The sequence below is a fragment of the Rhodococcus sp. IEGM 1307 genome (assembly GCF_030056915.1).
GTDB lineage: Bacteria > Actinomycetota > Actinomycetes > Mycobacteriales > Mycobacteriaceae > Rhodococcus_F > Rhodococcus_F opacus_D.
On sequence record NZ_JASHKW010000012.1, the window covers coordinates 207,126 to 224,111 of the forward strand.

15 protein-coding genes are annotated in these 16,986 nt (G+C 67.4%); 8 read left to right on the forward strand and 7 right to left on the reverse strand.

The window, feature by feature from the left end:
- Positions 1-2 precede the first annotated feature (2 nt).
- Positions 3-1,214 (reverse strand): cytochrome P450, encoded by a 1,212-nt coding sequence (locus QM841_RS23890; protein WP_283333838.1) that lies wholly within the window; start codon positions 1,212-1,214, stop codon positions 3-5.
- A 218-nt stretch (positions 1,215-1,432) separates the two neighbouring features.
- Between QM841_RS23890 and QM841_RS23895 the strand changes: the two genes are divergently transcribed.
- On the forward strand, positions 1,433-2,380 hold the full coding sequence (locus tag QM841_RS23895) for an AraC family transcriptional regulator (protein ID WP_005562308.1): 948 nt from the start codon (positions 1,433-1,435) through the stop codon (positions 2,378-2,380).
- Between the two features lie 22 nt (positions 2,381-2,402).
- On the opposite strand, the gene QM841_RS23900 is transcribed toward QM841_RS23895, so the two are convergent.
- Positions 2,403-4,019 carry a 4-hydroxyphenylacetate 3-hydroxylase family protein gene (locus tag QM841_RS23900; RefSeq protein WP_007297195.1) on the reverse strand — a complete coding sequence of 539 codons (1,617 nt, stop codon included), beginning with the start codon at positions 4,017-4,019 and terminating at the stop codon, positions 2,403-2,405.
- Positions 4,020-4,043: 24 nt separating this feature from the next.
- Entirely contained in the window at positions 4,044-4,604 is a 561-nt protein-coding gene (locus QM841_RS23905) for a flavin reductase family protein (protein WP_164059868.1), read from the reverse strand.
- 165 nt (positions 4,605-4,769) lie between these two features.
- On the opposite strand from QM841_RS23905, the gene QM841_RS23910 reads away from it, so the two are divergent.
- Positions 4,770-5,708 (forward strand): AraC family transcriptional regulator, encoded by a 939-nt coding sequence (locus tag QM841_RS23910; RefSeq protein ID WP_164059869.1) that lies wholly within the window; start codon positions 4,770-4,772, stop codon positions 5,706-5,708.
- Positions 5,709-5,718: 10 nt separating this feature from the next.
- Here the strand turns inward: QM841_RS23910 and QM841_RS23915 are convergent, their stop codons facing one another.
- Both QM841_RS23915 and QM841_RS23920 read right to left on the reverse strand, forming a co-directional pair.
- Entirely contained in the window at positions 5,719-7,203 is a 1,485-nt protein-coding gene (locus QM841_RS23915) for a multicopper oxidase family protein (RefSeq protein WP_283333842.1), read from the reverse strand.
- Positions 7,204-7,255: 52 nt separating this feature from the next.
- Positions 7,256-8,203 (reverse strand): acyl-CoA thioesterase, encoded by a 948-nt coding sequence (locus tag QM841_RS23920; RefSeq protein ID WP_005573872.1) that lies wholly within the window; start codon positions 8,201-8,203, stop codon positions 7,256-7,258.
- A gap of 232 nt (positions 8,204-8,435) precedes the next feature.
- On the opposite strand from QM841_RS23920, the gene QM841_RS23925 reads away from it, so the two are divergent.
- Complete coding sequence (locus QM841_RS23925) at positions 8,436-8,975, forward strand: dioxygenase family protein (RefSeq protein WP_283333844.1); 540 nt, start codon at positions 8,436-8,438, stop codon at positions 8,973-8,975.
- Positions 8,976-8,989: 14 nt separating this feature from the next.
- Here QM841_RS23925 and QM841_RS23930 read toward each other — a convergent pair whose 3' ends face one another.
- Entirely contained in the window at positions 8,990-9,760 is a 771-nt protein-coding gene (locus QM841_RS23930) for an IclR family transcriptional regulator domain-containing protein (RefSeq protein WP_283333846.1), read from the reverse strand.
- Between the two features lie 209 nt (positions 9,761-9,969).
- Here QM841_RS23930 and catA point away from each other — a divergent pair, with 209 nt between their 5' ends.
- Genes catA through catC form a run of 3 tightly spaced genes read left to right on the forward strand, consistent with a single transcriptional unit; the run spans position 9,970 to position 12,260 of the window.
- Positions 9,970-10,812: a catechol 1,2-dioxygenase gene (gene catA, locus QM841_RS23935; protein ID WP_283333848.1), complete on the forward strand. Its 843-nt coding sequence runs from the start codon at positions 9,970-9,972 to the stop codon at positions 10,810-10,812.
- A gap of 29 nt (positions 10,813-10,841) precedes the next feature.
- Entirely contained in the window at positions 10,842-11,963 is a 1,122-nt protein-coding gene (locus QM841_RS23940) for a muconate/chloromuconate family cycloisomerase (RefSeq protein ID WP_283333850.1), read from the forward strand.
- A 15-nt stretch (positions 11,964-11,978) separates the two neighbouring features.
- Positions 11,979-12,260, forward strand: coding sequence for a muconolactone Delta-isomerase (catC, locus tag QM841_RS23945; RefSeq protein WP_283333852.1), 282 nt, complete (start codon positions 11,979-11,981; stop codon positions 12,258-12,260).
- Between the two features lie 51 nt (positions 12,261-12,311).
- Here catC and QM841_RS23950 read toward each other — a convergent pair whose 3' ends face one another.
- On the reverse strand, positions 12,312-13,505 hold the full coding sequence (locus QM841_RS23950) for an ROK family transcriptional regulator (RefSeq protein ID WP_283333854.1): 1,194 nt from the start codon (positions 13,503-13,505) through the stop codon (positions 12,312-12,314).
- A 151-nt stretch (positions 13,506-13,656) separates the two neighbouring features.
- Here QM841_RS23950 and zwf point away from each other — a divergent pair, with 151 nt between their 5' ends.
- Together zwf and edd are read left to right on the forward strand one after the other, a co-directional pair.
- Complete coding sequence (zwf, locus tag QM841_RS23955; RefSeq protein ID WP_283333856.1) at positions 13,657-15,135, forward strand: glucose-6-phosphate dehydrogenase; 1,479 nt, start codon at positions 13,657-13,659, stop codon at positions 15,133-15,135.
- Positions 15,132-16,985, forward strand: coding sequence for a phosphogluconate dehydratase (gene edd, locus QM841_RS23960; RefSeq protein ID WP_280780438.1), 1,854 nt, complete (start codon positions 15,132-15,134; stop codon positions 16,983-16,985). Before zwf ends, edd begins: the two co-directional genes overlap by 4 nt.
- Position 16,986: the final 1 nt, after the last annotated feature.

A 16,986-nucleotide genomic window follows, 5' to 3' on the forward strand; every position in this document is an offset into this window, starting at 1 on the left:
GGCTACACCTCCCACGTGGTCCGGAGGGCGGTCGGGCCGCGGAAACCCCAGCCCCAGAACTCCACGTCCGCGCCGGAGTCACGTTCGAGGTTCGGGATCGCCTCGAACAGTTCCTCCAGGCCGATGCGGCAGACGTGGTTCGCGAAGTAGATGCCCGCGCACGCGTGATTGCCGGAACCGAACGCCAGGTGGGGGAGCGGGGGACGCGTCATGTCGTAGTCGGAGGGGGCGTCGTAGACGGCGGCGTCGTGGTTGGCCGAACCGTAGGACAACAGGACCACGGATCCCTCGGGAAGGAACACGTCCCCGAGCGTGACGTCCTTGGTGCTGATGCGGGCGGTCGCCGACCAGATCGGGGAGGTCCAGCGCATTCCCTCGGAAATCGCCCGCGGAATCAGCGCGGGCTCGTCGATGACGGCCTCCAGTTGCTCGGGGCGGGTGAACAGGCCCACGAGCGTCGACGCCATGCCGTGGCCGGGTTCCTGCATCGCGCCCAGCAGGTACACGAAGAGCGTGGGGTAGATGTACTCGCGGTCGCGGACCTTCCCTTCGGGCATGCCGTCGTGCAGCCAGTGCGAGATGGCGCTGTCGTCGGGTTCGACGATCCACTTGTCGATGAGCGGATCGACGACGGCCCGGATCTCTGCCTTGGCCTCGTCGCCCTGCACGAATCCCTCCGGGTTCGTGAACTCGCCGTCCGCGTCCACCCCGGCATTGGTGAAGGAGTTCGACAGCCGGTGGAACCAGTCACGCAACGTGTCCGAGCTGACGTCGTTCAACCCCAGCAGGTCACCGAGTGCGCGCACGCTGACGGGTTCGCAGTACTGCGAGACCAGATCGGCCTTGCCGTCGTTCTCGAACTGCTCCACGTAGCGACGCGCGATGGGGCGGACGAGTCCGTCGACCCAGCGGTCCACCTCCGACGGTTGCAGTGCGGGGTCGACCATCGAGCGGAGGTCGCGGTGGATCTCGCCGTTGACGCCGATCACCGCAGGGTGACCGAACGTGCGGCCGCCGGCCTTGGTGATGATTCCCTCGAAGTCGGGGCTGTTGGCGATGGTGCGGCACAAGTCGGCGGTGGTCGCGACGAACGAGCCGAGGACCGGGACGTAGGCCAGCGGCGCCTCGGCACGCAGCCGCTCGTAGACGGGGTACGGGTTGCGCTCGAGTTCCGTCATCGTGATCTCGTCGATCCAAGAGAGGGTGGCGGTCATCTGAATCTCCTCATTCAAAGCAACTGCTCGGAAACAACTTTCGTTGTGTGAGCGGGGTGAGGAAGAAGGTATGCCGTCGTACGAGGGTGGTCTAGCCACTCTGCGCGGTCTCTGGACCATCTGCGCGACTACTTGTGATTGCGGTCTCAGTTATCCTCGACTGGGCGTGACGACACGGTTTCAATGAGGTCGGAACGATTCTTCAGTGAGGCAGGTGCATGACGATGGCATCGACGATCACCGAAACCCAGGACTGGGATGCGGCGTCGAGGGCGGTGGCCGGTGCGTACTTTCCCCACACGTTGACCGACTTGTCGCCGAATGGAGCGATGAAGCTGTCGATGCGGACCGTCGACCTCGGCCCCGTCACTCTCGGGAGGTTGGGCTGGGGTGCCGACGTGTCGATCGAGTGCGACTATCCGGATGCGTACGAGATCAACATTCCGCTGTCCGGTTCGCTGGAGTCCTGTTCGCAGGGCGACACGGTGCTGTCGCGGCCCGGTCAGGCCACGGTCTTCCGGGCGGACGAGCCGACCTTGATCACCCGGTGGAGCGGCGACTGCTCGGTGCTCGGCGTCAAATTCGACAGCGCCTACCTCGAGCAGGAGGCTGACCGGATCCTCGGCTCCGACCTGCGGCCCGGGCTGCACCTACCGTCGCAGATCGATCTCACCGAGGCCCCGGGACACAGCTGGTTTCGTCTGGTGCGCTCATTGACCGCGCAACTGCGGGAGCCGGCCGACCTCCTGGCCAACCCGGTGGTCGGCCCACAGCTCGCCGGCGCGATCACCTCGGCGTTCGTCCTGGCCGTCACGCCCGACGAGGAGGTGCGCGGGGGCGCACCCCGACCGCGAATCGTCAAGCGAGTGCTCGACGGCCTCAACGACGACCCAGCCCGCGCCTGGACGGCAGCAGACATGGCCGAGTTGGCGGGTACCAGCGTCCGCCGGTTGCAGGAAGGGTTTCGCGAGTACGTCGGGCGCAGCCCGTCGGAATGCCTCCTCGACATCCGCCTGAGTCGCGCCGACGCCGACCTGAGGGCACTGGAACCCGGTGTCACGGTCTCCGAGGTCGCTGCCCGGTGGGGGTTCACCCATGCGGGCCGGTTCTCCGCCGCGTACCGCCGGCGGTACGGCAAATCCCCGTCAGAGCTGATTCGCTTCTGACGGGGATTGCGCGGCTGTGCGGTTACTTGTTGCCGAAGTACGAGACGTCGTCGTTGCCGATGAGGTCGGGGACCGTCCAGCCGTCGAGGTCGTATTCGGACAGGCACTGCTCGGCGAAGCCCTTCATGGAGGCGACGTCGCCACGGTTCTCGGCGGCGAACAGCAGTTCCGCCTTGACGTTTTCGTGGTTGCCGGAGTAGTTGCGCTCGTAGAGTTCGTGGCGGCCACCGAACTCGCTGCCGATCGAATCCCACAGGGCCTTCATGATCTTGACGCGTTCGACGGCGGTCATGCCGTCGGAGCCGCGGACGTACTTGTCGAGGTACGGCCGGACGTCGGGGCTCTTGAAGTCGCGGGCGCTCGAGGGCAGGTAGATCAGGCCGGACGCGACGTCCTGTTCGATGATCTCCTTGATGCGCGGGTAGCCCTGGATCATGAACATGCGGTACGTGAGGCCGTACTCGAGCTTCGGGATGACGGTGTCGCCGATCCACGGCTCGGGGTTGCGTGCCATCGATTCGGTGAGTGACCAGAACAGGTTTCGCCAGCCGATGACCTCACCGACGCGGGTCTGCACGCCGCGGAAACCGCCCGCGCCGGTGGCGTCGAGGGCCTTCATCAGCATGCCGGCGATGAAGTCGAGCTTCACGGCGAGACGGGTGCAGCCCTGGAAGGTGAAGCGGGGCAGGAATCCGGACTGCGGGAAGAAGCCGTTGATCTTGTCGACGTCGCCGTACATGAAGACGTTCTCCCACGGCACGAGCACCTTGTCGAAGATGAAGATGGTGTCGTTCTCGTCCATCCGGCTCGACAGCGGGTAGTCGAACGGGGTGCCCATCACGGCCGCGTTCTGGGTGAACGAGGACCGGCAGATCAGCTTCACGCCCGGTGCGTCCATCGGGACGGTGCAGATCAGGGCGAATTCCTTCTTCTTGATCGGCAGGCCGTAGTGGGCGATGAAGTTGTAGTTGGTGATGGCCGAGCCGGTGGCCACCACCTTGGCGCCGGAGACGATGAGGCCGGCGTCGGTTTCCTTCTCCACCTTCATGAACACGTCGCCGACCTCGTCGGGCGGGAGTTGCCGGTCGACCGGCGGGTTGATGATCGCGTGGTTCCAGTACAGGACCTTTTCCTGCGATTCCTTGTACCAGCGCTCGGCGTTGTCCTGGAACGGCGAGTACAGCTCCTTGTTGGCATGCAGGGTGCCGAGGAAGGAGGCCTTGTAGTCGGGCGACCGGCCCATCCAGCCGTACGTCATGCGCGCCCAGGTGGCGATGGCGTCGCGTTCCTTCAGCAGGTCGTCCGAGGACTTCGGCGCCTTGAAGAACGGCATCGTGACGCCGCCGTTGCCGGTGTCGGTGGGGGTGGTGACCTTGTCGACGTGTTCGCCCGTGTGCATCGAGTCGTAGAGGCGGGCGGTCATCCGGATGGGGTTGCGGAACGCGGGATGGGTGGTGACGTCCTCGACGCGCTCGCCGTGCAACCAGATCTCACGGTCGTCGCGCAGCGACTCGATGTACTCGTCACCGGTCATCGGCCGCGACGCGAAGTTGGCGGTGCGGTTGGCTTCGCAGTCTGCGGCCGGGTTGACCTTCGTCGGGTCGAGCGCGGTCTCGGGAGCGCTTTCGGTGGTGGTCATGGAATGTCCTTTCGGATCGGGCGGTCAGTTGACGGGCTGAAGATGGAACGGGGTGAAGGAGGTGGTGGAGTCGAACCAGCCGTTGTTCGGATCGTCCATCGATCCGTTCCATGCGGCCGACGCGGACGGTGAGCCGAGGTCGTGGAAAGTGCTCCGGTAGAACAGCAGCGGGTCCTTGCCGCTGGATTCGGCCGTGACGATCTCACCGATGAAGATGATGTGATCGCCACCGTCGTACTCGGCCCACGGCCGGCACGACAACGTGGCGGCGGCACCGCAGATGATGGGGGCGGTCGGCCCGTCGGCCCACACGGGTTCGGGGTTCTGCGGTCGCCCGGCGAAATGCATCGCGGTGTCCACCTGGTCGGCGGCGAGAATGTTGACGGCGAAGGGTGCCTTGCTCAAGTAGTTGCAGGCCTTGGACTTTCGGGTCAGGGTGATCTGGCACAGTCTCGGCTCGATCGAGACGGCGGTGAAGGCGGTGACCGTCGCTCCGTGCGGCAGGCCCTCGGAGTTGGCGCACGTGATGACCGTGACTCCGCTGGCAAACTGCCCGAAAATGTTCCGGAGTTCGCGTTGCTCCATGGTCGGAGCCTCCCTTCCTGTCCGGGGCGCTGATGAGGTACGGACGAAAGTACGACCGTGGGAACGGCGCGTCGATCCGCTGAGCGCGGAGGTGATCCGCTTTGCGCGGTGACTTGGATCACGCCGAAAATTGCAATCGAAGGTGTCCGTAGTCACACTGGTGCCATGCAGCCCGCGTCCAAGCTGATTCGCCCCGAAGATTGGGACGAAGCGTCGCACGTGGTGTCGGACGTGTACTTCCCGCACCGGCTGACCCCGCTGAACAGGTCGAACGCGGGCAATACCGTCGCGGAGGCGGTGGAACTCGGGCCTGTGAAGATCACCCACATCGGCTGGGGCGCGGACGTGTCGATCCAGTCGGACCACCCCGGCGCGTATGCGATCAACGTGCCGCTGTCGGGGCATCTGGAATCGGTGACCGGCAAGCACGAGGTGTCGTCCGTGCCCGGGGCGGGAACGATATGCCCGCCCGACACGACGACGCTCATCACCGACTGGAGCAAGGACTGCTCCATCATCGGCGTGCGCGTCGACCGCGACTACCTGCATCGTGAGATGGCGCGGATCCTGGCGCGGCCGGGACTGCGACTGCCCCCGCAGTTGGATCTGACCAGCGAGAACGGTGCCAGCTGGCTGGCTCTGGTGCGGTCGCTGCTCGACCAGATGCTGCGGTCGGACGGCATCTACACCAACCCCCTCGTCGCCGAGCAACTGTCGGGGGCGGTCACCACGGCACTGGTCCTGGCAGCGATCCCGGACGACGAGACGGCCGGTGCCGGTACCCGGCCGCGCATCGTCAAGCGCGTCATCGACGAGATCCACGCCGATCCCGCACGGGCGTGGACGGCGGCCGAGATGGCCGAGATCGCGGGTGTCGGGGTCCGCCGCCTGCAGGAGGGATTCCAGGAGTACGTCGGGGTGAGCCCCCGCGACTACCTGCTGGACGTCCGGCTCGAACGTGTCCACGACGACCTGCTGCGCGCGGACGGTTCACCGACGGTCGCCGAGGTCGCGATGCGCTGGGGTTTCACCCACACCGGTCGGTTCGCGGCGGCGTACCGCCGGAAGTACGGCGTGGCGCCCTCGGAAGCGCTCCGGGGCTGACGGTCCGGCGTCAGCTCACATAGGAGAAGATCGTCGCCATGCCAGCGGCAAGGTGATAGTCGTTGTGGCAGTGTGTGATCCACTGGCCAGGGTTGGTCGTGTCGACGTCGGCGGCGACGGTCTGCCCGGGGAGCACGATCACGGTGTCCTTCCGCGGTCCGGAGCCGTCCGACCGGGCGACGGCGAACGTGTGCCCGTGCAGGTGCATGGGGTGGAACATCATCGTGGGGTTCGTATAGACCAGCCGCACTCGCTGGTCCCGGTGGACGGTCAGCGGGGTGTGGGCGGGATAGGCCTTGCCGTTCACCGTCCACACGTACTGCTTCATGTCGCCGCCGAGCGACGCCTCCAGTGTGACACCCGGGTCGACGACGGGTAGCCGGACGGCGTCGGTGGCACGCAGGTCGGCCACGGTGAGTGGGGGAGCGCCCAGCTCACGGGGCGCCACGGCGGGATCGGGGGCTGCGCCGCCGCCGGTGCGCACCACCGCGAATGCCTGCGCGCCCTTCCCCTCGGCGACCGCGACCAGCGGGAACACCCCGTCCTGCAGGGTGACGACGGCGTCGTACCGCTCGCCCATGCCGATCAGCACCGAGTCGGTGTCGACCGGTTCGACGGGGAAACCGTCCGTGTCAGTGACGGTCAGCCGGTGGCCACCCAGCGCGACCCGGAACGCGGTGTCGTCGCCCGCGTTGATCAGCCGGATACGGGCGCGTTGCCCCGGCCGTGCCGTGAAGACGGCCGGATCGCCGGGGGGTTTCCCGTTCAGGAGGTACACCGGGTACCGGACGTCGCCGGAGTCACCGCCGAGCACGCGCGACGTCATCTCGGGCATGGACGTCATCCGCCCGCCGCGGAGTTCGTCGAAGACCTGCGACGGCGTGCGGTCGGTCAACCAGTCGGAGAGCACGACGACGAACTCGGCGTCGTAGTTCGCGGGAGCCCCGGGATCGTCGATGATCAGAGCCCCGTACAGCCCTCGGCCGCGCTGGAGATCGCCGTGCGTGTGGTACCAGTATGTGCCCGGGTCGGGCGGGATGAAGTCGTAGACGAACTCTGTGTCCGCCGGTATCGGAGCCTGCGTGACATCCGGGACCCCGTCCATGTCGTTGCGGATGGCCAGCCCGTGCCAGTGCACGGTGGTGGAATCCGGCAGCTGGTTGCGAAACCGCACCTGGACCCTGTCCCCGACGTTCGCCCGCAGGATCGGGCCCGGCAGTTGCGTGTTGTACAGCCACGCAGCAGTGCGTTTACCTGCGAGGTCGACATCGGACTGTGTCGCGGAGAGCTCGTAGGCGACCGGCCTCCCGCCGGGAAATCGCCGGGACTCGGCCTCGGCGAACGCGCGCACCTCCGGAGAGTCGGGTCCGATCGGGGCCTCGGTGTCGTCGGTTCGGGCGCAGGCCCCGGTGAGCCCGAGGAGTGCCGCTCCGGCTCCCCACTGCAGCACCCGCCGCCGGGACAACTGCACGTCGAGTGGACGGTTCCCAGGCATCCCCCCGCTCCTTCCGCGGGTAGACCGTTTCCCGTGACGCTACTCGGGCGGATTACGCCAGGGCGCCGATTCGCGCCCGGTCGCGGAGGGCGATGAGTTCGCGGGCGTGCGCCTCCAGCTTGCGGTCCTCGTCGGACTGCGGCACCCACTGCTGTACTGCCGTTGCGGCGCCGTCCTCGTCGACGGCGGCGACGACGGTGAGGCAGTGGGTGGTGAGGTTCATTTCCCGGGTGCGCGGGTCGCCGGATCGCACGTGCACCGAGATGTGCATGGTCTGCGCGCCGGTGTGCAGCAGGCGGGCATCGACCTCGACGACGTGCCCGATCTGGATCGGGCGGTAGAAACGCACCCCGCCGGCGTACACGGACACGCACGGCGTGCCGTTCCACGACGTGCCGCACAGGTAGGCGGCCTCGTCGATCCAGCGCATCACGGTTCCGCCGTGGGTCTTGCCGCCCCAGTTGACGTCGGTGGGCGCTGCGAGGAAGCGGGTGAGCGATTCCGGTGCGGTGCCCGCGTCGGTGTAGTTCTGCTTGCTCATCGCCTCTTCGATGTCGGCCCGCAGGCCGATGCGCATGACCGCCTCCTCGGACTCGGCGCGGTCGGTGGCGGTGACGGGCTGCCACGGCGGCACACTCGTCGGCTTACCGGAGTCGTCGACGGCGACGAAGATGATCAGGCAGTTGCTGGCCTCGGTGAACTGTCCGGTGCGCGGGTCGGCCGATGACACGGTGCACTGGATGTGCATGCTGGAGCGCCCGGTGTGGACGAGCCGGGCTTCGACCTCGACGAGGTGTCCCGACTCGATGGACCGGGTGAACTTGATGTTTCCCACGTAGGCGGTGACGCAGTAGCTCCCGCTCCAGCCGACCGCGCAGGCGTAGGCGGCCTTGTCGATCCATTCGAGGATCCGGCCACCCTGGACGGCCCCTCCGAGCGTCGCCACCTCGGTGGGTGCGGCCAGGAAGCGGAGGGTGATGCTGCGGGGAGGCGTGGTCATCGATGTGATCCTCGGGGATTCGACGTGGCCGGCACGAGGGCGCGAACCGGGGACGGCGAAACGTCGTTGTCCGCCGGTGGCGGGGAAATTATCCCACAGATGCACCGGGCCGACCCGTCCGCGATGTGAACGGGCCGAGGTTGACGAAAGCGTGTGACCACGCGCACACTCGACATCGACCGCACAGCGTTCTCAATGTACGCACAGCGTACGAGAGTGATCGGATCAGGTGATGACCTCAACGTCGACGACGACCGCACCTCACGTGGACCAGGCAGGCCTCGACCACGTCGACCGGGAGTTCTACCTCCCCGCGCAGCGAGTGCTGCCGTGGAAGGCGAACCTCGCGGCACTTCCCGGCGAGCCGGGAACTCCGCTCCGCATCGCGGGGGTCGTGCGCTCACGCGACGGCGAACCGCTGTCGGGGGCGGAACTCGAGATCTGGCACGCGGACGCCGGCGGCTGCTACTCCGGGTACTCCGTCGAGATTCTGCGCAACAACCTGCGCGGCATCGTCGTCACATGCGCCGGGGGCCGCTTCGACATCTCGACCGTGCAGCCGGCGCCGTGCGAATTCTCGAGCGCCCGAGGCGAAGCCGATGTCGGGCATGTCAACGTCGTCGTGCATGCGCGTGGCTTCCGGCCGCTCGAGACGCGCCTGGTGCCGACACCGGGCGCATCGCGAGAAGTGGACGCGTCCGCCGTCGAGTCGCTCGTCGACGTCGGGCTCGGCGGAGAGGTCTCCTGCGACTTCGTGCTCGACCCGATCTGACCGACGTGATGCCGTCAGCCGGCGAAGCCCATGTCCGTGCTCAGGGCGGCCGCGGCGGCGAGGACGCACGGAACGGCCTGTTCGCGGAACTGTGCCGGAGTGTTCCGCGCGGACGACGTGGAGCACGCGACCACGCCGACCACTGTGCCGCCGGCGTCGCGGACGGGGGCGGCCAGCGAGATCAGACCCTTCTCCAGCTCCTCGGACGTCAGGGCGAACCCCTGCTCGCGGACCTTGGCGAGTTCCCGTTCGAGTTCGGCTGCAGTGCCGATGGTTTCGGGCCCGAGTTTCTCGAATGTGGACTCGGCGACCACCCGCTCGACCACGTCGGCGGGAGCCCAGGCCAGGAGCGCGCGACCCATGGACGTGGCGTACGCGGGGACGCGGGTGCCGACGGAGACGTTGATGCTCATGATCCGGCGGACGGGAACGCGCGCCGCGTAGACCACGTCGGCGCCGTCGAGCACGCCGAGCGACGCGGACTCCTGGGTCTTCTCGGCCACCTCGAGCAGCCGGGGCATCGCGGCCTCGATCAGTGCGTGCGACTCCGAGTAGTGCTGTCCGATGCTGAGCACGCGGGGGGTGAGCGACCACCGGCCTCCCGAGCCGGCGACGTACCCCAGCTTCTGCAGGGTGAGCAGGATCCGGCGGACCGCGGGACGCGACAGTCCCGCTTCTGTGGCGAGTTCGGCGAGCGTCGGGTTCGGACGCTGCGCGTCGAATGCGAGGAGCACTGCGAACCCGCGCTCGATGCTCTGGATGTAATCGCGATCGCTCTCGGTCATTGCGGCCTCCACCAGCGATTCGTGTGCGTATTCGGACTTGGGGTTGACATTTCAATGTGACTGCGCGCACAGTAGTGGTGTACGCACAGCGTGATGTTAGTACGCATAGCGTACAGGATGCAAGACCCCTCGGCGCGTGAACACCCACCGCGTCGCCCAAAACTCGATATCAGCCCAATCCGATCCCCTCCCAGCCCAAGGAGAAACAGATGACCACCACCGAGAGCCCCACCGCCGCCGGATCCGGCTCCGCCGCCACCGACAAGTTCAAGGCCGAGCGCGTCACCGCCGACACCTCGCCGGAGCGGCTCGCGGCCATCGCCAAGGACGCGCTCGGCGCACTCAACGACGTGATCCTGAAGCACGGCGTCACCTACCCCGAGTACCGCGTGTTCAAGCAGTGGCTGATCGACGTCGGCGAGGGCGGCGAATGGCCGCTGTTCCTCGACGTGTTCATCGAGCACTCCGTCGAAGAAGTCCTCGCTCGCAGCCGCAAGGGCACCAAGGGCAGCATCGAGGGCCCGTACTACATCGAGAACGCCCCCGAGCTGCCGTCGAAGTGCACCCTGCCGATGCGGGAAGAGGACGAGAAGATCACCCCGCTCGTCTTCTCCGGCCAGGTCACCGATCTCGACGGCAACGGTCTCGCCGGCGCGAAGGTCGAACTGTGGCACGCCGACAACGACGGCTACTACTCGCAGTTCGCCCCGCACCTGCCCGAGTGGAACCTGCGCGGCACCATCATCGCCGACGAGAACGGCCGCTACGAGATCACCACGATCCAGCCGGCGCCCTACCAGATCCCGACCGACGGCCCGACCGGTCAGTTCATCGAGGCGCAGAACGGTCACCCGTGGCGTCCCGCGCACCTGCACCTCATCGTGTCGGCGCCGGGCAAGGAGTCGGTGACCACGCAGCTGTACTTCAAGGGCGGCGACTGGATCGACAGCGACGTCGCGTCGGCGACCAAGCCGGAACTCATCCTCGACCCGAAGACCGGTGACGACGGCAAGAACTACGTCACCTACAACTTCGTGCTCGACCCCGCGTGACCCGTTCCACCCGTAGAGAAAGTGATCCGATGACCGACCTGTCGATCGTCTCCGTCGAAACGACGATCCTCGATGTGCCGTTGGTGCGTCCCCACAAGTTCGCCACCACGTCGATGACGGCGCAGCCGCTACTGCTCGTCGCCGTCACGACCGCGGGCGGCGTGACCGGCTACGGCGAGGGCGTCGTCCCCGGCGGCCCGTGGTGGGGCGGCGAATCGGTGGAGACGATGCAGGCGATCGTCGAGAAGTACATCGTCCCGGTGCTGCTGGGCCGGGGTGTCGACGAGATCACCGGCATCATGCCGGACATCGAACGAGTCGTCGCCAATGCACGTTTCGCGAAGGCCGCCGTCGACGTCGCGTTGCACGACGCCTGGGCCCGCAGCCTGGGCGTGCCCGTGCACACGCTGCTCGGCGGCGCCTTCCGGAAGAGCGTCGACGTCACGTGGGCCCTCGGCGCCGCACCCGCCGAGGAGATCATCGAGGAGGCCCTCGGTCTCGTCGAGTCGAAGCGGCACTTCAGTTTCAAGCTGAAGATGGGTGCGCTCGATCCCGCCGTCGACACTGCCCGGGTGGTCCAGATCGCGCAGGCTCTGCAGGGCAAGGCCGGCGTCCGCATCGACGTCAACGCCCGCTGGGACAGGCTCACCGCGCTGAAGTACGTGCCCCGCCTCGTCGAAGGCGGCGTCGAACTGATCGAGCAGCCCACACCCGGTGAGCAACTCGAGGTCCTCGCCGAGCTCAACCGCCTCGTCCCCGTCCCGGTGATGGCGGACGAGAGCGTGCAGACTCCGCACGACGCCCTCGAGGTCGCACGCCGCGGCGCCGCGGACGTCATCGCCCTCAAGACCACCAAATGCGGTGGCCTGAAGAAGAGCCGCGAGGTGGTCGCGATCGCCAAGGCAGCCGGAATCGCCTGCCACGGAGCCACGTCCATCGAAGGCCCGATCGGAACCGCGGCGTCCATCCACTTCGCGTGCGCGGAACCCGGCATCGACTTCGGCACCGAACTGTTCGGACCGCTGCTGTTCAGCGAGGAGCTGCTGCAGGAACCGATCCGCTACGCCGACGGCCAGGTGTTCCTGCCCGAAGGTCCCGGACTCGGAATCGAGCTCAACATGGACGCAGTCAAGACCTGGACCAGGAACTAAGGAGCACACCACCCGATGGCACTCTTTCACGTCCGCATGGACGTCGCCATTCCCCGTGACCTCGACCCGACGGTCCGGGACGAGACCATCGCCAAGGAGAAGGCGTATTCGCAGGAGCTTCAACGCTCCGGCAAGTGGCCCGAGATCTGGCGGATCGTCGGCCAGTACAGCAACATCAGCATCTTCGACGTCGAGTCGGCCGACGAACTGCACGAGATCCTGTGGAACCTTCCACTGTTCCCGTACATGACGATCGAGATCATGCCGCTCACCAAGCACGGTTCCGACGTCAAGTAGGCGGCTTCGCCGCCCGTGCGCGGTGAGCGAGTCTCTGGACTCGTCAACCGCTCACGGGCGCGGAGCGCCTGCGAGCAGCTGGTCCACCGCGCGCACGCTGAGGACGTGGTCGAGCGCCATGGTGGCGCTGCCGACGACTCCCGACAGTTCCCCGTGCGTCCAGGGGAGGATCTGAAGCTGTTGGGTGGCAACGGCGATGGCGTTGCCGTACAGGGTTTCGCGTAGCCCGGCGACGAACGTGTCGTAGGCCTGCGCCATGTCGCCGCCGACGATCACGACCTCCGGGTTGAGAAGGTTGATCGCACCCGACAACACTTCGCCGATCTGCCGTCCGCTCTCGCGGATCATCCGCCGGGCCTCGGCGTCCCCGGCCAGGGCGAGGGTGATCACGTCGCGGATGTGGGTGACTTCGCGTCCCTGCTCCTGCAGATTGCGGACCAGCGCCCACCCGCCGGCCACGGCCTCGATACAACCCACATCACCGCAGCGGCACACCACACCTTGTGCCGCTGCGGTTTTCGTGTGCCCGATTTCGCCCGCCGCGCCGAGGGCGCCCCGCTGGAGCACACCACCGGACACGAGTCCGGCGCCCAGTCCGGTCGACGCCTTGATGAGCAGCATGTCGGCGAAGTCGCGGCGTTCTCCGCGCCGCTCCGCCAGCACCATGACGTTGGCGTCGTTGTCGACGAAGACGGGCGCGTCGGTGACGTCGGCGAGGAACGGCTGGAGGGGGACGCCGTCCCAGCCCGACATCATGGGGGAGTTCAGGCTGCACCCGCGTTCGGTGTCGACGGTGCCGGGGAGGCTGATCCCGATCCCGACCGTCCGTCCCGCGGTCTCGCCCAGACTCTTGCGCAGCGCGATGAGGCGTTGCGCGATGACGGGCATCAGCTCGGCCGGGCTGGTGCCGATCTCCTGCTCCACGTCCTCGGCGACGATGACGTCGCCGGCGAGGTCGCAGATGGCCAGCTGGGTGCGGCTCCGGCCGATGGCTGCCGACAGCACGACACCGGCCTGTACGTGAAACGAGAGCTTCACCGGCGGGCGACCGCCTGTCGAGACGCCCTCCTCGCGTTCGACGACGAGCCCCGACGCCTGCAGCGAGGAGACCCGGGCCGCGACAGCGGTGCGGGAGAGGCCGGTGAGGGTGCCGATCTCGGTGCGCGTCGTTGCTTGCCCTGCGCGAATGAGGGCGAAGACGTCGCCACCCGTCGCCGGGGAGGTCGTCGAGCGAGGCGTCCGCATGCAGGCCATTCAACCAACCGGACACGCGTCTGACAACGTAAGCCCCGGATCTTTGTTCGCAGAAATACTTAAGTCTGTATTGATCGAAAGCCAAAGGTCGCCTACTGTCGTCTGTGACGGCCCACACATCCGGCTTTCAGAGGGAGATGACATGTCACCAGCGACCACCGTGGAACCGTGCGATTTCGTCGTGTTCGGCGGAACCGGCGACCTGGCGGTTCGTAAGCTGCTTCCCGCGCTCTACCTGCGCGATCGGGACGGCCAGCTGCCCGCAGAAACCCGCGTGATCGGTGCCTCGCGAGCCGGTCTCGACACCGACGGCTACCGCGACAAGGTGCGAGGCGAACTCGCCCGGTTCGTGTCCGGCGATCAGCTGGATTCGGACACCTGTGAGCGATTTCTCAATCGCCTCGAATACGTCTCCGTCGACGCCGCGGACCCCGCGAACTGGGCGGGCCTCAGCGAGTGCCTCGCCGCGCGGGAAGGTTCGATCCGGGTCTTCTACCTGGCCTGCGCTCCCAGTCTGTTCGGGCCGATCTGTGACAACCTCGCCCTGAACGGTCTCGCCGACGCACAGTCCCGCGTCGTGCTGGAGAAGCCGATCGGACACGACCTCGCCTCGGCCCGCGCCGTCAACGACGCGGTCGGCGCCGTGTTCGAGGAATCGCAGATCTTCCGCATCGACCACTACCTCGGCAAAGAGAGCGTCCAGAACCTTCTGGTTACGCGATTCGCCAACACGTTCCTCGAACCGCTGTGGAACTCGTCGTCGATCGACCACGTGCAGATCAACGTCGCCGAGTCGCTCGGAGTCGGCAGTCGCGGCGGCTACTACGAGTCGGCGGGTGCCCTGCGCGACATGCTGCAGAACCACCTCCTGCAGATGCTCTGCCTCGTCGCGATGGAACCGCCCACCTACGTCGACCGCGAGACCGTGCGAGACGAGAAGCTCAAGGTCCTCCAGGCCCTCAAGCCGATGAGCCCGAAGTACGTCGAAAGCTGCACCGTCGCAGGCCAGTACGGCCCCGGCCTGGCCGACGGGATCGCCGTCCCCGGATACCAGGAGGACGTCGAGAACCCGGAGAGCACCACCGAGACGTTCATCGCCGTCAAGGCCGAGATCCAGAACTGGCGTTGGGCCGGCGTTCCGTTCTACCTGCGCACCGGCAAGCGCATGGACCGGCGCTGCTCGGAGATCGTGGTGCAGTTCAAGCCCGTCCCGCACCCCATGTTCCCCGGCAGCGAGGGCCACAGCGAACCCAACCGCCTGGTGATCCAGTTGCAGCCCCACGAGGGCATGCGGCTGCACATGACGGCGAAGGAACCTGGCCCCGGCGGTATCCGACTCAAGCCGGTGTCGTTGGACCTCAACTACATCGAAACGTTCAAGCGTCCGTCACCCGACGCCTACGAGCGGCTGCTGATGGACGTGGTCCGGGGTAACCCGACCCTGTTCATGCGCCGCGACGAGGTCGAGGCCGCCTGGGAGTGGGTCGAGCAGATCCTCGTCGGCTGGGAGAAGTCCGAGCGCGCCCCGCGCCGCTACCCGGCCGGCACCAACGGGCCCACCGACGCGACCACCCTGATCGAGCGCGACGGCCGCGCCTGGCACGAAGGAGTCACCGCATGACCGACGCACCCACACCGACGGCCGACGTGCACCCCGTCCTCGCCGCCGTCACCGAACGCATCATCGAGCGCAGCAAACCCGAGCGCACGGTCTACCTCGACCGTATCCGGGCGGCGGGGGACCGCGGCCCGGCGCGCGGCAAGCTGGCCTGCGCGAACCTCGCACACGGCTTCGCCGCGTCCGGCCCGGCCGACAAGAAGGCGCTGCGCAGCTTCGTCAAGCCCAATATCGCGATCGTCTCGTCGTACAACGACATGCTGTCGGCGCACCAGCCGTTCGAGCACTTTCCGCGGCAGCTGAAGGCCGCGGTCATGGAGGCCGGTGGCATCGCCCAGTTCGCCGGCGGTGTCCCCGCGATGTGCGACGGCATCACTCAGGGCCGCGACGGCATGCAGCTGTCGCTGTTCAGCCGCGACGTCATCGCGATGGCGACGGCGATCGGACTGTCCCACGACATGTTCGACGGCGCCCTCATGCTCGGAGTGTGCGACAAGATCGTGCCGGGGATGCTCATCGGCGCTCTGGGTTTCGGTCACCTGCCGACGATCTTCGTCCCGGCCGGTCCGATGACGTCCGGTCTGCCCAACAACGAGAAGTCGCGCGTGCGGCAGTTGTACGCGGAGGGTAAGGCCGAACGCGAGGAGCTGCTCGACGCGGAGGCGGCGAGTTACCACGGCGCGGGCACGTGCACGTTCTTCGGCACGGCCAATTCCAACCAGCTCCTCATGGAGGTGATGGGCCTGCACTTGCCCGGGTCGAGCTTCGTGAACCCCGGTACCCCGCTGCGTGACGCACTGACGTCGGAGGCGGGAAGGCGCGTCACCGGTCTCACCGCACTCGGCGACGACTACACGCCGGTCGGCGAGGTCGTCGACGAGAAGGCCGTGGTCAACGGTTGCGTGGCGCTGCTCGCCACCGGCGGTTCGACCAATCACACGATGCACCTCGTGGCGATCGCCCGCGCCGCCGGAATCACGCTCACGTGGGACGACCTGTCCGAGTTGTCCGCGGTGGTGCCGCTGCTCGCCCGGATCTACCCCAACGGCTCGGCCGATGTGAACCACTTCCACGCGGCCGGTGGACTCGGCTACGTCGTGTCCTCGATGCTGGACGCGGGACTGCTGCACGAGGACGTGAAGACCGTCGTCGGCCCCGGGCTCCGCCGCTACACCGAGGAACCGAAGCTGTCGGGCGAGGGCGTCGAATGGCAGCCGGGTACGCGAATCAGCCTCGACACCAGCGTGTTGCGCGGACCGGAAGATCCGTTCGACGTCAACGGCGGGCTCAAGATGCTGACCGGAAACCTCGGTTCCTGCGTGATGAAGACGTCGGCCGTCCACCCGGACCACCGCGTGGTGACCGCTCCGGCCAGGGTCTTCGACGATCAGCTCGACTTCCTCGCCGCGTTCGAGGCGGGCACGTTGACCGGCGATTTCGTGGCCGTACTCCGGTACCAGGGCCCACGCGCCAACGGGATGCCCGAATTGCACAAGCTCACCCCGGTTCTCGGCGTTCTGCAGGACCAGGGCCGGAAGGTCGCGCTGGTCACGGACGGCCGGATGTCCGGTGCCTCCGGGAAGGTTCCGGCGGCCATCCACCTGACCCCCGAGGCGGCCGTGGACGGACCGCTCGCGCGTGTGCGTGACGGTGACGTCCTGACCGTCGACGCCGTCACCGGCTCCGTGAACGTGCACCTCGACGACGAGGAACTGGCCGCCCGCCCGGCGACCGGTCGTGCACTGGGCGCCGACGAATGGGTCGGTACGGGGCGCGAACTCTTCGCCGGCCTGCGCGCCGCTGTCGGACCGGCGACCCAGGGCGCCAGCGTTTTCCACCCCCAACCCGTCTAAG

Bases quoted from the DNA above. Each gene is read 5' to 3' on its own strand.
- QM841_RS23920 (WP_005573872.1), bottom strand. From the start codon at position 8,203: ATGACCACGCCTCCCCGCAGCATCACCCTCCGCTTCCTGGCCGCACCC.
- edd (WP_280780438.1), top strand. From the start codon at position 15,132: ATGACCGACGCACCCACACCGACGGCCGACGTGCACCCCGTCCTCGCC.
- QM841_RS23905 (WP_164059868.1), bottom strand. From the start codon at position 4,604: ATGGAGCAACGCGAACTCCGGAACATTTTCGGGCAGTTTGCCAGCGGA.
- QM841_RS23910 (WP_164059869.1), top strand. From the start codon at position 4,770: ATGCAGCCCGCGTCCAAGCTGATTCGCCCCGAAGATTGGGACGAAGCG.
- QM841_RS23925 (WP_283333844.1), top strand. From the start codon at position 8,436: ATGACCTCAACGTCGACGACGACCGCACCTCACGTGGACCAGGCAGGC.
- QM841_RS23895 (WP_005562308.1), top strand. From the start codon at position 1,433: ATGACGATGGCATCGACGATCACCGAAACCCAGGACTGGGATGCGGCG.
- zwf (WP_283333856.1), top strand. From the start codon at position 13,657: ATGTCACCAGCGACCACCGTGGAACCGTGCGATTTCGTCGTGTTCGGC.
- QM841_RS23900 (WP_007297195.1), bottom strand. From the start codon at position 4,019: ATGACCACCACCGAAAGCGCTCCCGAGACCGCGCTCGACCCGACGAAG.
- QM841_RS23915 (WP_283333842.1), bottom strand. From the start codon at position 7,203: ATGCCTGGGAACCGTCCACTCGACGTGCAGTTGTCCCGGCGGCGGGTG.
- QM841_RS23890 (WP_283333838.1), bottom strand. From the start codon at position 1,214: ATGACCGCCACCCTCTCTTGGATCGACGAGATCACGATGACGGAACTC.
- QM841_RS23930 (WP_283333846.1), bottom strand. From the start codon at position 9,760: ATGACCGAGAGCGATCGCGATTACATCCAGAGCATCGAGCGCGGGTTC.
- catA (WP_283333848.1), top strand. From the start codon at position 9,970: ATGACCACCACCGAGAGCCCCACCGCCGCCGGATCCGGCTCCGCCGCC.
- catC (WP_283333852.1), top strand. From the start codon at position 11,979: ATGGCACTCTTTCACGTCCGCATGGACGTCGCCATTCCCCGTGACCTC.
- QM841_RS23940 (WP_283333850.1), top strand. From the start codon at position 10,842: ATGACCGACCTGTCGATCGTCTCCGTCGAAACGACGATCCTCGATGTG.
- QM841_RS23950 (WP_283333854.1), bottom strand. From the start codon at position 13,505: ATGCGGACGCCTCGCTCGACGACCTCCCCGGCGACGGGTGGCGACGTC.